Raw genomic sequence first — 15,461 nt, 5'->3', positions numbered from 1 at the left:
GTTTTTTCATAGCATATGCGTCCTGTAGGTTGAAATTCCGGTATCAACGTCGAGGTAAAGACTGATATGGCTATCTGGGATCCCCTGGAATCCCTGTATCAGGCACACCCGATCAATACGGATCCCACATATTATACTTGTTTTTGCTATGTTGTTGGTGGCGCTACGACGCCTCCTTGCGGTGTTCCTTTCTCCGGAAATTCCAGTGTGCCGTCTTGCATTTCAATCGGGGCTTTTAACCACCGCTCTATATACAATAGTACCCACTTTTCTTTCACATGCTTTTGCACTGCTCTCATCATCAGCTCATGATCGATATTATCGAAAAAGCCTTTGATATCAAGATCCAGTACCCAGTCACTTTTCCAGCAGCGCTTACGTGCTTGCCCCACTGCATCATGTGCCGATTTCTTTGGACGGTAACCATAAGAGTCTGAATGAAAATGCTGTTCCAACTCAGGCTCTATTAATTGTTTGGCTACCATCTGCGCAATGCGGTCAGTCACTGTAGGGATCCCTAAAGGCCTCATCTGTCCATCATCCTTGGGTATTTCAACCCGCATGACGGCGGATGGAAAGTAGCTGCCTGACGACAGACGATTCCAGAGCTTATAAAGATTATTCTTCAAATCCCCATTAAACTTTTCGATCGTCTGGCGATCAACTCCGGCAGCGCCTTTGTTGGCCTTGACCCGTTTGTATGCCTCCCAAACTTGTCGTTTGGAAATAGTAAACGGCTTTGCTTGTTTCAATCCAATCCTCCCGTTTCCGGTTGTTTTCTTTAGTTCAAGCTGATCGATGCTTCCCCTTCGCTCCACTTTCATTACAAAAGCTTCATCACTACTACGGGTCGCTCCGCCCCTGTGCCCTGCATCGGTACTCTCACACTTATGGGGCTACCACTTGTGTTTCTCCCTTATCATCAGGGCGACAGGTTCCCACGTTCCACATAAAAGCCTGTTTCAAGTTCACGCCATCTTCATGCCGGAGGCCGCCTAGCCAATAATCAGGTTTCCGCTAGACTTATCCCGAGGTAACGACGACCCCTCGGTTTTGACACTCGTCCCTACATTTTCGACACTTCAATAATGGTTCATTTGCATTCGTCTCCTTGAAACTCACCTGACAAGATCGAGCCTTGCCTTTTCCGTAACGCTCACCACCCCGGCTCTTTACCGACGCAGCTTACGGTGGTTTGAAGCCTCCACCTGCATGGCGGCTTCGAGGGGCCAAACCCTCATCTTTTATGCAGCATAGCTGCATGAAGGACAATGTCCTTCTTTGCGCCTTCGTGGCACACCGTCATCCATGTACCTGCGATAAAAATAGCGTGTGTTACCTTCCATCTGTTTATCTAAGGCCTTTAAGTAATAAGCCGCGATAATCGGTGATAAGGGGCAGCCTCTTGATATACCGCAGTGTATAGACTTAAATGTACCGCCTCTTTCAACGGTGCGTTTCACAAACTGCACTAACAAGCGCCAGATAAACGGGTCGGTGATGTCTTTATCCAATTGCTTAAGCAATATCGTATGGTCAATGGACTCATAGTAGCCCTTTACATCGGTTTTCATCACATAGCTATAATCCGGCAAAGCTGCGTGTAGGTCATTCACGGTGGCTTTTAGTCCCCCATGCCCTTTGATATGAGTACAAAGTGAGGATAATGCTAATGCCTCCGGTAAGGCCATGGCTAACATCTTTAATACCAGCGCATCTTGTGATGACCACAAATGAATACTTTCACCATCGGCTTTGGTCACCACACTGAGCGGCATGAAGGTGTAATCTTGTTTGTTGAGTGTTTGCAGCAGCTCACCACGGAGAGTGTGCCAGTGAAAACGCAGGTGCCAAATGTCGGCATTGGCGGGAAAGTTACGCCGCTGCTTACACAACCATGAATAAGCGGTATCGAGAGTGGCTTCGGTGAAGACATGTTTGGTATCTAGCATGGCTTAAGCATAGCTGAATGGCGGCTAAGGGAACAAACTTTGGTTGTTTTCAGAAAAGCTGAATGACGGGTGTTGGCCGACGGATAGAGAACGTTCCTAAAGATGGGTTTTAGTAGCAAAATGCACCAATATAACTCTAAGTGCTTATGTTTGCTTTGTCGGAAAACTTGCCGTTAGCAGAAATAGAGAAGGGTTGTGGTGACAGGCAGCTTAGAGCGCAGACTGTGTAAAAACTAATTTTCCGCCGTTGACAATGCGTTGCTGTGTAAATGAAACAAAGGATTAACCGCAAATCACCATCAATATTCATTTTAGAGAAGGTTTTTAAGTCAAAGTTAAAAACGAAAATCCATAAATTGGAGTTTTTACACAGTCTGAGCGATCAGGAGACATTTGAGGTATCGAAGCCGACCGTCTGCTTTGCCCAAGAAATACATGTAACTTAAATTTAGATAAAAAAGTTAGAAAACCCAATAATAACGGTGCTTTTAAGGTGATTATCTAACTTTCGTTTAACTCATCTAAGTTTATGCTTATTTTTAAGTGTGAAGTAGCAATTATTAACTGTAATTTTTAGATCCACTGGTGCCATTATTCATCTAAATTATTTCTGTATGTTTTAATCATGTAGATTGACAATAAAATACATTCTTTGCTGACTTCTTAGCTTGTGACCATCAGGCAGCTGTGAGCCTAATACCGGACGGTCGAGCGTTAAACCTGGTTAAGAAGTTTGTGCCTAAATAACCTCAGCAATTGTTTTTTTCTCCCTTGTTCCTTAGCTTTATAAAGCAGATCGTCCTAAATATTTATAGCTTACTGTATCGTTAAATCACTCTCAATTTGCACTAATCCGCAGCTATAAGAAAAATGACGTATTCTCGGCCATTTAAATCTTATTGAGTTTGATGGCGCTGAGAATGTTAATAGTGACACTAGTATTCTAGAAATTCATTGAAAAATGAAAGAGTTAATGTCATTAGCAACACAAACTATATAAACCAATCCATATACTCCTTGCTTACGTAAAGAAAACATTAAAGCCTTATTGTTTAACCTATTGGATAACCACGTTGGATGCAATCTTGCTGTTTTTAGGCTTAGAGGTCTTCCTTATTGATTACAGCGAGAACCTATGAAATGTTTAGAACTTATCGTTGGAATATTAATGATAGTGATTTTGCTGTCTGCTTGTAATGCTGTTTCATCACAAAGTCATGTGCATGAAGCTATGTATAATAAAGCTATGAATGAAACACCTATGAAAAATAAACCCAATCACCATACTGAGAAGGGCTTTCAAAATGATCCTTTTGTTGAAACTGCAGCAGCCAAGGGGCCTCGCTTTTATCTGCGTAGGGCATGGGATTCTTTGTTTGTGCCAGATGTTCCCGATGGGCACGTTTTGTCCGAGATTGAATCAGCTCAACTATTAAAGAACGTTGCGGGTGAACGAATCACTTGGCTTGGCCACGCCAGTTTTTTGATAAGAATATCGGGCATGAACGTGTTAACCGATCCGTTTTTAACTGATTACGCCAGTCCGGTGCCATTTGCTGGGCCGAGAAGATTCGTTGGCGATGCTATTCCAATAAATGAACTACCCCCTATTGATGTCGTTATAGTTTCCCATAATCATTATGATCATTTGGATGATAAAACCGTTCGCAGTTTGCCCAACAAAGAAAATATCAATGTTTTTGTGCCGTTAGGGTTGAAGTCTTTTTTTACTCAGAGAGGCTATAGCAAGGTAACTGAATTAGATTGGGGCGAATCAAAGGCTATTGGTAAGTTGAAGTTTACAGCATTATCTGCCGTTCATGACTCTGCCCGGAGCGTAAATGATAAAGATAAAACTTTATGGTCTTCTTGGGCGATAGAGGGACAAGAAAAGAAAGTTTTCTTTGTTGGCGATTCAGGTTATTCAGATACTATTTATAAAAAAATAGGTGAACAGTTTGGTTCTTTTGATTATGCCATACTGCCAATCGGCGCTTATGAGCCAAGGGAGTTATTGTGGATGTCTCATGTTACACCCGAAGAAGCTGTCGCCATTGGTTTGGATGTAAAAGCTAAAGCGTTGATAGCTTCTCATTGGGGAACCCTGAGCAGTTTATCGGACGAGCCACCATTCGAACCGCCAATTCGTTTTAAAGCGTCAGGAATTGAGGGCGGTTTTTCTGAAAATGATATCTGGGTTATGAAAATTGGTGAAAGTCGATCTATATCTACCTCTGTAAAACCTACTTTATAATCACCTTGGCTTATCAATTGATCGAACGGTACTATCCTGACATTACCGCAAACCAGACTAAACCATAATAAACAGCTACGTCCGCTATGTCGCACCTGCTGACATAAAAGTAATGACACGACTAACCAACCGCAATGGTTGTGCTGTGTTATTGCTCACATCCTTCGACTGTCCGCAATAGAGGCAAAAAAGAGCGTCAAAACCTAATGCCGTTCACTTAAGGTGAACGGCATTATCTTAATGGGGCGCTGGTATTTCTGAGTATCAAGATACAAAAATTAATATAAACCAATGTGTAAGATAGCAATAAAGTTTCATGCTTTCCCGTAATTACAGCGATGTGTTACTAGCATCCACTATTATTTTCACCCGCTCATCTATGTAGCTTATAAAACAATCTGACTTCGTATCGCATGAATCATACGAATAGTAGTCAAATGATATCCAAATAATCGTGAATACCCCTAACATTGATATGTGGAACATCAGCGCTACAGTCACTTTCCATAATAATTGAATAAGATTTAACATAACAATTACCTTTGTATTAGTATAGATATACAAAAATTAAATCAAGAAACAGGTGCTGTGGTTTCTGAATAGAACTCTTGTTTACGAGCAATGATCATCATGCCGTGAGTATAGCTAAACCCGTAGCCGTACCCATAACCTGCTGAAAATTTAGTCGACCACTGGGCCTTATACGCATAAGTACCAGAAATAATGGGCGTAATATTCACAATCACGTAACCATTTACCTCCAACTCATGAAGTTTCGCCTCTAGATCAAACGCGAGTGCCACACTATCAACCTGGCAATCGCTCACACCTGTTGGTACAAAGTCTTCGACTAGTTTTGTTTCTGCCACACTGAGCAGGCCACCAAACACCTTTTTGCTGTTTCCTGTAGGGACAGCTTTTTTCTTGGTTTTTCCCGTAGCGCACATTTTCGACGGAACAAAAAATACCTTGTTCATATCACTCCCGCTTTTTGTTAGGACGCGTTGCTCGATAAGCCGCCGCCCGTTTACCTACCCTGGTTCTGTTCCAATAAGCATCCCCTGGCCACCTTGGGCGCCCACCAACTTTATCATCGTCTTGTTGGTCGAGATTTTTTTTTGCTTGGCGTATGTTCCAATACACCAGACCCATGCCAACGATCAGTCCTAAAACGGCAAATCCCCAATAGTTGAACTTTATGGCGTCTAGAAATGCATACCACTGTGTTGTAGTCATTTTTTTTCTCCAAGAGTTACCTATTGACTATAGACCTAATTCAAACGATACATTTCAACTTTCTTTTGCAGCGCGGCTTGTTCGGCCAGTTGTTTCTCTTGAGCCGCGCGTATTTGCGGGGTGGGGACACTCTCACGTGTACCTGTCTCCCAACCTTTCGCCCGGTACAACTCGGTCTCTGCCTTATTAATCTCCCTCAACAGATTGCCTGTTTTGCCGCTATTATCGTCATTAACTTCTTTTACATTATCGACATTAATTGAGGTCCTGCCTTCAGTAAAGGAGCTTTGAAAGACGGTCGAGAAGTAATCCGCCATTCTTTGTGTCTTTAATACTTCTTCTGCTGTGGGGCCGATATTGAGTCTGGTTGGATCATCGGCGACATCCCCATGAGCAACATGACTGTCTTGGATTTCCATTAATTTATCGAATATTTGGATCCCGCCCATTTTGACGGATGCGCCGGTATCACGGGTGTCTACATTGTCATTAAATTGATTGCTAACTCCTCTTAAACCGGCATCAATACCTGCTACTCCTTGTAGTATTTGCGGACTACTTAAACCGAAATGTCCTTCGGTGCCAGCTGTGAAACTGTAAGAATCACTGGTACTCAAACGCCCTTCAAATGGGGTGGGTAATGCGCCATTAAACTCTTCCGAAACTTGCAGTAAATCGGAGGGTGACATTTCGCTCATTGAGTCGACTATCTTATTTAATAGTGTGGGGTTTTCGTCATAGCTTTGGACGGCATTCATGAGTGTCGTACCCGAGACTTCATCTCTTATGTCGTATTTGTCGCCCATGTCCAAATTCGCTCCGCTGCGTGCATCGACTTTATCAGATAAAATAACGCTCGCACCTTGGGAAACAGTGGTATTACCAAACTGCAAACTGCCGTCCTGCTCGTTTAATGTCATTGCGGCTGATAACTCAACTATTTCGTCGGGATTCACCATATCGCTGAGATGGCCGTATCCTAACGCATCCATTTTTTCTATCATTTCATGGCCCGGTACCGCCAAAGAGCGCAGCGGACTTTCTGATTGTGCCGCACGGATGAGTTCGTCCGTTTCTACTGCCCCACCATTTGGATTGAAAAACTCACCCGCTATGGCCTGTAACATTCTGGCATTAGCAATTCGCTCTACATTGGATGTTTCCTCTGCCTGAATTAAATCCCCACGTTCAAAACTTCCGGACGCTATTAACGGATTGTTGGACAGAGCTTGTGCATCTTGGCCAAACTGTCGCATTGCCTGGTTTGTACTTTCTTCTGGATAACGTTCTTTTGCATCCTGAATGTTTGTTTTAAGCTCACCAGCTTTGTATGCACCTGTGGCCTGGGAGGCTGCGATCACTTGTTCTGCCGTGCGATAGTTTTCTTTAGAAGTCATGTGATCAGCACCGTAACTAACTCCTGCTCGATGGCCAACGCTTTCAGGACTCGACCCGCCTGCACGAGTCACATTCCTAAGACCCTCCGCATGACCTTTGCTTTGTTGTGCCTCAGTCGCCGTGGTCTTATCAACAGCCTCAATACTGCCATTATGGGCCGTTAGCGTCGCTGATGTGCTTGAGTTACGCACATTCTCCAAACTTTCAGCACCACTTTTAACACTTCCGCTTCCAGCTTGATCAGCCCGATTAATTTGACTAGAAGTACTGCCTATTTTTAGATTGGACGAATCGCTGCCGTATTGAGCAGGGTTATCTAGTTGAGATGTTGGCACCATTGCTCCGCCTTGCTGCAAACCTTCTGCATGCGAGACCTGTGAACTCACGCCTCCTTGCTGTTGTATGCCCTGGGCTCTACCAAAGGCGCTATAATTGTTTTCACTTGCTCTTTGGATATGTGCGCTTCCATATTGCTCTGCGCTCATAGAGCCTGAAACAGTATTTGTGGCATACGCATTCGCATTGCGCTCCGTCACATCAGCCTTACCTTCGGGGGTGAGATTTCTGCCTTGATTCTCACCAATTCCCTCAACCTTGCCAGCCGCATGGGCCAGTGCATTCGACAAACCGTAAGCGCTGACACCGGTAAATATTGTCGTTAATGCCGCTGCTATCATCATTGCAGTGCTTAGGCTGTCGCCAATAATCGCTAATGCTGAAATAGCCGTAGTCGGCGCTAATAAATATGCTTCGAGTCCACCCGCATGGAAGCCAATTGAACGAGATGCATACACAACTTGATCATAAGCAGCCATGAGTAGCATTGAACTGGATGCCCCCCAAAACGCAAGGAAGAAGAATAACGCTAACGTGACTTTGAGTGCTTTTCCAAATAACGGTGTGACAAGAAATAATGATATTAATACCATCATTGAAACTATAATAACGAGCATCGCGCCGCGTATTTGCGGCAACCAATCTTCTGTTACTGCGAGAGTTGCAATGCCTTCTGACGCTATTTCACGGCTCCCTAATCCGTTTACAACCACATTTGCGTCATTAATGTTTGTTGCTATAACATTATAGACAGCGATATTGGTGAATAGCTCTCGTGTCGTATTTCCAAAAGCTGGCCCCATGAACACAGCGGCTACATTCTCCAATTGTGTATAACACGCCGCCCTTTCTGCTGCAGCATTTGCGCCGCCAACTTCGTATCCGGCATCACGACACAACGACTCGGTTTGCTCATCTATGTTCAACGCGTCGAGACTAGCAACTATAGCCGCACTCGCTAAGTCGCATGTCATGATTGTCGGTACGCCATTATTATCGTACACGGTCGTTGAGACTGCGCTATTGTCAATCTCTAATAAAACAGCTCGGGCATTAGGCGCGGTGGATCGGATATACTCTAAATCCAAATCTACATTTGACAACATCGACATATCAACACAATCAATAATCAGGTTGTTTAATGATTTTTGTAATTCCGGCGCAGTGGTTAAAGGGCTGGTTGCAAATGCATCCAAAAAGAGTTTAATGCCCGTTCCTGAGGCTAAAGATGAACGCACTGTAGCGGGATTATCACTTGCTACTTCTGAAATGATCCGTTCGAATTTATTGAAAGCACCTGCAACCAGTACAATGCCATCCGGTATTCCGCCAACGGCTCGATACTTATTTTGGGTTTCATCGAAAATGTGAAGCGTACCAGTCTGAATAATTAACGTGACATACAACGTCACTCCCATGATGGGGTAAAAAATATATTGTATTAGTTTCCCTGCATCCAGTTGTCCCCATAATCCTGTCCAGAACATTGTGATGCCACCAGAAAAGATACCAAACACGCAGGCCACAAAGAACAGTCCAGCATAATCAGCATCCGCAAATATCAGTGCGGCGCGCGTAAACGCACCCGCCGTGGCATCAAAATCGCCGTAAACGTAAAAATCGAGATCCACAGCGAACGCACTGTGACAAAACAGACATAGTATTGCGGCACTGATTAATTTATTCATTATTTGCCCCTAGGCCTATAATCGTTTGTTTTGCTTACGGGTTGAAATGTCATCTCGTTGTCGTAGCGTTTCAATCACATTTATCATACTTTCAAACTCATTTAGTTTGAGTCGATATTCGTCATCTAATATTTTCGAATGGGTCAGCAGTTGATTTTGAATACCTACGGCGGCGTTAATTACCGGTCGATATGCTTCCATATCGCATCCATCCTCATTGACGTTTTCGAGATTTTGGAGCGAGTCATATAGTGCAATCGTTAGATGACTATTGAGGTTCTTATATATGCGGTAAGCAAATCCGTAGCTGATTGGCTCCCTAAGTGTATCGACCATGATCACTTGATTTCCCTCCAGTACCGCAGAGCGTAAAACAGGGATAACTGGAAGAGGAGATTGTTCAATAAAGTCAACAGCCAAAGGGTAGGTTGCGGCAATATCGTCACCGTCAATAAGTGCGGCGACTACGTTATTCAGATTCCCATTAACAATCCCGAATATATTTGCTTGGGTTCCTGGTACACAAACACCTGCTTGATTCTTACCCAATACCCGCCCATAGACAATGTCATCAATGTCATAGTCTATGTTTTCTGTACATCCCGACATTTCGTCAGGACGCACAATCCCATTTACACGATTGATAAAAAAATCACCTATCATCCCTCGAATAATATTTTCATAGGTTTCAAAACCATATAAATTAGTCATGTTGTCTATAAAGCTACCATTGGCGAATAAGTCATTTATTAGGGCGGGGCAGTTTGCAGTCACGGTGGATATATCTGTATCTGCATTATTATTGTTGGCTTTTAAATCTTCTGTCGTTTCTGAGCGGTTTCTTGTTAATGCTCGATCTAATAAGTCTTTGTTGTACATGTTTGCCAAAACATTATCGTGTGCAGTACTGAAACCTTTGCCATCCGTGATATCAACAACCGTTTGCACCGCACCTTCGGCGATCGCACATTCGTCTAATGAAATACTGTTTAGCATGTCAGCGATTTCTGTGGCATCGGTGATCGTGTCTGACAATTGAGCGCTTAGTGTCTTTAAGGCCATTTGAAAAGCTACATAGGGCGCGGCCTGCATGATGTTTTCAAGCTTTTGTACAATATAATCAGCGTCTAAAAAGCTAAGACCACCGTAAAATGCATCAATACCGCCGCAGCCAGATTCGATATAGGGAAGCGATATCGCCATTAATTTATCATCGCTTAAATCGATTCGTGACTGAAAGCCTCCTAGTGTATAAAACCCACGCTGTTGAGATTGATAACTTGATGGTCTTGTCACGACCGCATTATCATACCAATTCTGTGTCCAGTCTGTTGCTAGCGACGGAGAGGACGAACACATAATCAAGGTAATAATTCCTATTGCAACCAGTGATTTTTTCATTATTCCACTCCTTCTTTGATACCAAATAAGGGGTCGTACATTTCACCACTATCAATATCGATATTATAAAATTGCGCCGGTTCGATCTCATTGTTAAGCAGGCGGATAGCTGAATAAGTTTTATTTACAACGACCGGCATGGATTTGACCCCGACACCAATTGGCATCCAGTCATCATTGTCTCGGCTGATTAATATGGTGTGTGGCGTGCGTGAAACCGCGTATCGTTTCGCCATGTTTGGAGCGGAATGGATATCCACTATTCTCACAGGAAACCCATAAGTGCGTTGAAATACGTCAAGTATTCCTATTTGAGACTGACAAGCACTGCAACCTTCCATCGCAAACATGACTAGCGCATAACGGTCAGCATTGTTAATTAGTTTTTTACGCCTCGCTTCTTCAGTTTGTCTGGCTTTCTCTGCTCTACCTGGTGCATTGATAGGATCGACTGTTTGCATATCTAAGCTTGGGTTACGCATCATGACGAACTCAGTCACCCCCATAAATGCGCGGCTTCGACGACGGCTAACATCGACTAATTCGTAGTATTGGAGGACGTCACTCTCAGACATTGTCATCATTGCGTATTCAAGCTGGTCCTCAAATAACGTAGAAAACTCGTTTGGATGCATTGACATTAGTGCCGTTCTATCGGGAACCTGCGGCTTAGGATATTTGTTTTCTTGTGAGTCCTCGTCAACTTCGACCGGTGATTCGTAGAAGAAATGCCCCCGCACTGCCTTATATTCTCTAGTCTCGTCTTGTGCAATCCCAGCCGTTGACTGGATCAATAATAAAAAAAGTAAAAGCTTCATAAAATCACCTCATTATTTCGACTTTCATTTAATGTAATGAATCCCCAATTCCTGCTGTCAAACGATTTGGGGTGATTACCTGTTACGAAGCCTTTGTTTATCGGAATCACGCCTTGAAAATCAAATACGGGCAGGTGCTGTTTAATATCCGGCGAATATTCATATGCGCGCCCGATAAAATTATCATTGCAGAAAAAATCAACACCCCTGTCGATCCGCAATATATCGCCAGGGAGGCAGACTAATTTTTTTGTCACCTCTATTCCATTGCCGTGATTGGCCATTGCATGCATTAGGGTAAAGGTGACGTAATCGCCATATTTAAACGGGGCATCGGTATACCGAAGTAAGGTGGCATCAATGCTAGGTGTTACTACCCAATTGATACTTCGTGTTATAAAAACAAACGCTGCACCAATAACAAAAAGTGTGATAAAAAACTTTTTCTTCGTCTTTCCATTTGTATTAAAAGACGTGGGTTTGAGTAAAGGCTGTAAGGCTTTCATCATTCATCTCCTCGGATAATGTTTTCACTAAAAAAGACAATGTCGCTTCACCTACTACGATTGTGTGCTCAGCGGACTCTGGTAGTTCCTGATTGTCAAAATACCCAATGTGGCTAAACTCAGCGCTATAAGCTAATGCGGGAACACGGGTGATACTAAATTGCTCAAAGAGTCTCGGGTCGATCACCGTATTGACAGACCGTTGACACAAGGCCAGCCCACATCCATCAAATTTTTTGATTTGCTTAATGTATTCAATTGTCGGGAGAAGCTTTAGTGAGTCATCAATGGTGCCACGCAGAACAACCATTATTCTAGAATTGAACCGTTCGGCTTGCGCAAGATACCCTTTGATCACTCGCTCTGGCATTGAGGAGGATATAAACAAAAGTAATACGCCTGCGGTGTCTGTATTGCCTTCGTTCGTCTTGTCTTTTATTGCTTTAAAAAATGCACCCGCTACCGATGAATTTTCATAATGGGTATAGGCCAAATCAGCGCGCTGTGTCATTGGGTTTTCTTTCGATTCAATCGATGTTTTCAGTTGAGAAACCACTGCATTGAGTTCATCTTTATATTGCTGCTGTAAAGCGCTATTGAATTTGCTGTCGGTTTCCGTCTTAGCTTCTGGTATAGGCTCTGGATCAGCCCTCGATACGACAGAAAAAAGCACACATAAGGTTAATACACATGTTTTAAACATCATTAATTCCCCACACAACAATCTAATTTTCTAAATAACATCCACATGAAATTGTCACTTAAAGGTGGATGCTTAAGTGATGTCCATAGGACGCCGGGTGCGCCAGGATATCTCGCTTGTGAGGCGCGAACTGGTTTTGATAGTTGCATTCTCCAACGGCTTTTGGTCCACATTATGGATGGTGTTAAACCACAGCCATCCGAACGGTATTGCCATAAAAGCCCCAATCTACCCATTTGAAAAATGGCTTTCGCTGCAATGGCTGCATGCGCTTCAACAGGATCAGATGCCTCAGCTGTTCCAGCTATTGGGTAAACTGAGTGGTTACCGACGCACCAAAAGAGTTGATCAATGGGACGGCGAAACATCACCGATGTTGCATCGGCCATACATGCTAATTGCGCAATAGGATTGGCAACAAGTAACGCTTCTGGATTAATAATGGTGCTGTATTGATCGTTGTTCCACGTTAGTAATAATTCAGTCATCAACGCCACGTCGAATTCTTTTTTATAATCAACACAAGGAAGATCATAAAACAGGTCTAACAGCGCTAATGCCGGGAATATGTACCAGTGAAATTGATTAAATTGCCTAGAATCCTTGGCATCTCGTGAACCAGCGCCTTTAACCGTTAAATTACCAGCGGGTGCTATCGTATTTCCAAATGGCACCATACAAAATGGATCTTTCACGGTGTCTATAATTCTTGCTGGCTCCCACATGGATACCTTCACCCCGACCATGGGCACACCTACCCTGGCACAAGAGCACACAGGCGAGCCTTTACCATGGGAATACTTCGAGTTGCCACCCAATTCGACGACGCTGCCAATCGAGATAGGAAATATATTCTCCCATGCAATATCAGTCACAGGATTTAAGAACGTCCCGTTGCAAACTGCATGGGCTCGGCTGGCAAGACAGCACAAAACGAAAAGTGTCAGTATCCTAAAACGCATATTGATTCACCGTAAAATGAAAATCATTTAACTTCTGCTCATATATGCTTGGCACGGCACTAACATCCAGTCGTTCATGTGTTTTCGCATCAAGTAAATACACTCGCGCTTTTAGTTTTTCCATTGCGGTATATACATCTCCTGACGTCATCACTAAATGATCACCGGCTAATGAGTTTTCGATAACCCAATCAACTTGTGTCTCATCAAAAAATACCAAACGCCCAGGGGCTCGAACTTTTGTGAGTGGATTAAAACGAAACCCTTTTGGGAATAAAACCTGGTTGTTTTGATCTCGAATATCTTCTTGTAGTACATACCAAGGCGTGAATGCGTACTCTTTATCAACAGCAGCTGCAGGGATGGTGATCCCTGCTTCAAAGGTTTTTGTATAATTGAGCAGTTTCTGCTCCATGTCAGCCGATTGAATACGCGCCGCGATCAACTCTTCCATCGACTTTTCCTTGACCGGATATACATCACCGACCTTTATTTCAATGGCATTCGCTAACAAACTAGATCCCGCTAGCAGCATCACTGATAACATTCGTAATTTCATTTTCAACATCTCCTTGAGCCCGAGTTTCTATTTCGGCGTAGTAAGCAGTTAAATCGATTTTTGAAAAATCTATGGATTGAAATTCTTCTGGCGTAAAGCCCCGACAATTCGGCGTTTCAGCGGTGCCAAAGTCCATGCCTAATTGGGCTCTTCCACCGACTTGAACGAGAGTCGCCATTAAAGAGTTGAAACAACAATGCACTTCTCGCTCTTGAACGCATGAGCCTAGAAACGACGTGGTGCATATTTGTCCAAGCAACACGCACTGATTGGCTTTTTTCTTAATTGCCGTCACAACACCTTCTGGCGGGCAGGCGTTTTCAAGGTAAGTCGTGACAGCGACGACTGCGACTGCGACGATCACTGTCGTACTGCCTAGACTCTCAAGTAGCGAGCTCTGAAATGCTGAAGCGGTTGAACCGGCCGCTGCGCCTGCTCCACTGCCAGCGGGTACTGCTGAATAGGCCGCATATGCGGCCGCACCAGCATCATATAACGCATTAATCCCTGCGGCCCAAAGTACACTTTCGGACACGGAGCCTTGCGAGTCAGTGAGTAGATCTTCATCGGCCTTGTTACAGCAATTTTGATAAGCACTGGCGATACCAGGCAATCGACAAGACTCCGCTTTACCATTGAATATTTGAATAAAGTCTGTACATCCGTCTGCCTCCGTAATTGCTCCGTCATTCGGGGTAAATGCATCATCTACAGGGGGCGTATAAGTCCCTGCATCTTCATAAGTTGCACACACACTTGGCGAGCAAAAATAGTCTTCACTTCCTGGTATCTCGTTAATACAGTCAAAGGCACCAAGTGGGCATTGCATCTGACCGGACTCAACGGCACACGCGCCCGTTTGTTCACACGTTGCCTCGCATGCCGCTAGCGTCAAATGTTTATCATTGCCGATGGTAGAAGGGCAGTCGAAACCGCTAATAGAATGAACAATGCGACATCCATCAAGCCCGTCAAACTCCGTTCCATAGGTAGTATTATTTTCTGCGCAATACCAATTTTCTGGAGCCCCTGCTAACACATCAATAGTCGCCACCCCAATGTCCCCAATGTAGGTACAATCAGCCACCGCTGCGGCTTCGATGTTGAATTGATTTCCTGTACGAAGACAGACCCAAAAATCAACAAACCCATCTATAAATATAACTTGATCAATAATTTCGCCCATAAGCCTGCAACTCGCTGTGGCATCCGTTAAATTTGTATAAGTCATTCCGTTAGAAGGGCAAAAATATAGATCGGGGGAGGCAAGGTTGTAGACGAGCGTCGCAGGCCCGCCATCTTCATCCCAAATTATTGGGTTGCATGCTTGTGGTCTATCGCATGTAGCATCGAATTCCCCACATGCACTGCCGTCTATTTGGCACACATTGTTATCCAGTCTGGCGCATGGCGTTTTTCCTAAAGGACACGATAAGGCGGTCGCTGGACCTGGGAGATCAGTAATCGCATTATACAACTCACCACTGCCACAGCTTTCAAGTTCATTTGCACCAGACACGGCACCATCGTTATCAATATCCAAAACACATACGGGTGTGTTTGGCGGAAATATAATTTCTTGTCCAATAACGTCAAAGCAAACTAAACACAGTATGAGCGATTGTATTAGTATAGCGCTACAATTTGA

At 43.8% G+C, this 15,461-nt stretch carries 13 protein-coding genes; 1 reads left to right on the top strand and 12 read right to left on the bottom strand.

Annotation, left to right across the window (positions count from 1 at the left end; genetic code table 11):
• Positions 1 to 146: 146 nt before the first annotated feature.
• Both CXF95_RS22200 and CXF95_RS22195 read right to left on the bottom strand, forming a co-directional pair.
• The gene (locus tag CXF95_RS22200) at positions 147 to 752 is read right to left on the bottom strand and encodes a reverse transcriptase domain-containing protein (RefSeq protein ID WP_232787979.1); all 606 of its coding nucleotides are present in this window, start codon (positions 750 to 752) and stop codon (positions 147 to 149) included.
• Positions 753 to 1,244: 492 nt separating this feature from the next.
• Positions 1,245 to 1,952: a reverse transcriptase domain-containing protein gene (locus CXF95_RS22195; RefSeq protein WP_101200743.1), complete on the bottom strand. Its 708-nt coding sequence runs from the start codon at positions 1,950 to 1,952 to the stop codon at positions 1,245 to 1,247.
• 1,135 nt (positions 1,953 to 3,087) lie between these two features.
• On the opposite strand from CXF95_RS22195, the gene CXF95_RS22190 reads away from it, so the two are divergent.
• A complete protein-coding gene (locus CXF95_RS22190; protein WP_101200742.1) occupies positions 3,088 to 4,206 on the top strand; it encodes an MBL fold metallo-hydrolase in 1,119 nt (372 codons plus the stop codon).
• A gap of 572 nt (positions 4,207 to 4,778) precedes the next feature.
• Here CXF95_RS22190 and CXF95_RS22185 read toward each other — a convergent pair.
• The 10 genes from CXF95_RS22185 to traN are packed head-to-tail and all read right to left on the bottom strand — an operon-like array spanning position 4,779 to position 15,356.
• Entirely contained in the window at positions 4,779 to 5,183 is a 405-nt protein-coding gene (locus tag CXF95_RS22185; protein WP_101200741.1) for a hypothetical protein, read from the bottom strand.
• Between the two features lies 1 nt (position 5,184).
• Positions 5,185 to 5,442 carry a hypothetical protein gene (locus CXF95_RS22180; protein ID WP_101200740.1) on the bottom strand — a complete coding sequence of 86 codons (258 nt, stop codon included), beginning with the start codon at positions 5,440 to 5,442 and terminating at the stop codon, positions 5,185 to 5,187.
• A gap of 35 nt (positions 5,443 to 5,477) precedes the next feature.
• Entirely contained in the window at positions 5,478 to 8,864 is a 3,387-nt protein-coding gene (locus CXF95_RS22175; RefSeq protein WP_101200739.1) for a conjugal transfer protein TraG N-terminal domain-containing protein, read from the bottom strand.
• A gap of 15 nt (positions 8,865 to 8,879) precedes the next feature.
• A complete protein-coding gene (locus CXF95_RS22170) occupies positions 8,880 to 10,265 on the bottom strand; it encodes a conjugal transfer protein TraH (protein ID WP_101200738.1) in 1,386 nt (461 codons plus the stop codon).
• Positions 10,265 to 11,083 (bottom strand): conjugal transfer protein TraF, encoded by an 819-nt coding sequence (gene traF, locus CXF95_RS22165; RefSeq protein ID WP_101200737.1) that lies wholly within the window; start codon positions 11,081 to 11,083, stop codon positions 10,265 to 10,267. Before traF ends, CXF95_RS22170 begins: the two co-directional genes overlap by 1 nt.
• Complete coding sequence (locus CXF95_RS22160) at positions 11,080 to 11,592, bottom strand: S26 family signal peptidase (RefSeq protein WP_157828218.1); 513 nt, start codon at positions 11,590 to 11,592, stop codon at positions 11,080 to 11,082. Before CXF95_RS22160 ends, traF begins: the two co-directional genes overlap by 4 nt.
• Positions 11,549 to 12,295: a TrbC family F-type conjugative pilus assembly protein gene (locus CXF95_RS22155; protein WP_101200735.1), complete on the bottom strand. Its 747-nt coding sequence runs from the start codon at positions 12,293 to 12,295 to the stop codon at positions 11,549 to 11,551. Before CXF95_RS22155 ends, CXF95_RS22160 begins: the two co-directional genes overlap by 44 nt.
• Complete coding sequence (locus CXF95_RS22150) at positions 12,295 to 13,254, bottom strand: TraU family protein (protein WP_101200734.1); 960 nt, start codon at positions 13,252 to 13,254, stop codon at positions 12,295 to 12,297. The genes CXF95_RS22155 and CXF95_RS22150 overlap by 1 nt, the downstream gene beginning before the upstream one ends.
• Positions 13,244 to 13,813: a hypothetical protein gene (locus tag CXF95_RS22145; RefSeq protein WP_101200733.1), complete on the bottom strand. Its 570-nt coding sequence runs from the start codon at positions 13,811 to 13,813 to the stop codon at positions 13,244 to 13,246. Before CXF95_RS22145 ends, CXF95_RS22150 begins: the two co-directional genes overlap by 11 nt.
• Entirely contained in the window at positions 13,770 to 15,356 is a 1,587-nt protein-coding gene (traN, locus tag CXF95_RS22140; RefSeq protein ID WP_157828216.1) for a conjugal transfer protein TraN, read from the bottom strand. The genes CXF95_RS22145 and traN overlap by 44 nt, the downstream gene beginning before the upstream one ends.
• Between the last annotated feature and the right edge of the window lie 105 nt (positions 15,357 to 15,461).

The organism is Paraglaciecola sp. MB-3u-78 (genome assembly GCF_002835935.1).
Taxonomy (GTDB): domain Bacteria; phylum Pseudomonadota; class Gammaproteobacteria; order Enterobacterales; family Alteromonadaceae; genus Paraglaciecola.
The sequence above is the reverse complement of the archived record's forward strand: the minus strand, read 5'-3'. Positions and strand labels throughout refer to the sequence as shown.

Excerpts from the sequence above, each read along its gene's own strand:
- CXF95_RS22195 (WP_101200743.1), bottom strand. The coding sequence starts at position 1,952 with ATGCTAGATACCAAACATGTCTTCACCGAAGCCACTCTCGATACCGCT.
- CXF95_RS22190 (WP_101200742.1), top strand. The coding sequence starts at position 3,088 with ATGAAATGTTTAGAACTTATCGTTGGAATATTAATGATAGTGATTTTG.
- CXF95_RS22185 (WP_101200741.1), bottom strand. The coding sequence starts at position 5,183 with ATGAACAAGGTATTTTTTGTTCCGTCGAAAATGTGCGCTACGGGAAAA.
- CXF95_RS22180 (WP_101200740.1), bottom strand. The coding sequence starts at position 5,442 with ATGACTACAACACAGTGGTATGCATTTCTAGACGCCATAAAGTTCAAC.
- CXF95_RS22175 (WP_101200739.1), bottom strand. The coding sequence starts at position 8,864 with ATGAATAAATTAATCAGTGCCGCAATACTATGTCTGTTTTGTCACAGT.
- CXF95_RS22170 (WP_101200738.1), bottom strand. The coding sequence starts at position 10,265 with ATGAAAAAATCACTGGTTGCAATAGGAATTATTACCTTGATTATGTGT.
- traF (WP_101200737.1), bottom strand. The coding sequence starts at position 11,083 with ATGAAGCTTTTACTTTTTTTATTATTGATCCAGTCAACGGCTGGGATT.
- CXF95_RS22160 (WP_157828218.1), bottom strand. The coding sequence starts at position 11,592 with ATGATGAAAGCCTTACAGCCTTTACTCAAACCCACGTCTTTTAATACA.
- CXF95_RS22155 (WP_101200735.1), bottom strand. The coding sequence starts at position 12,295 with ATGATGTTTAAAACATGTGTATTAACCTTATGTGTGCTTTTTTCTGTC.
- CXF95_RS22150 (WP_101200734.1), bottom strand. The coding sequence starts at position 13,254 with ATGCGTTTTAGGATACTGACACTTTTCGTTTTGTGCTGTCTTGCCAGC.
- CXF95_RS22145 (WP_101200733.1), bottom strand. The coding sequence starts at position 13,813 with ATGAAATTACGAATGTTATCAGTGATGCTGCTAGCGGGATCTAGTTTG.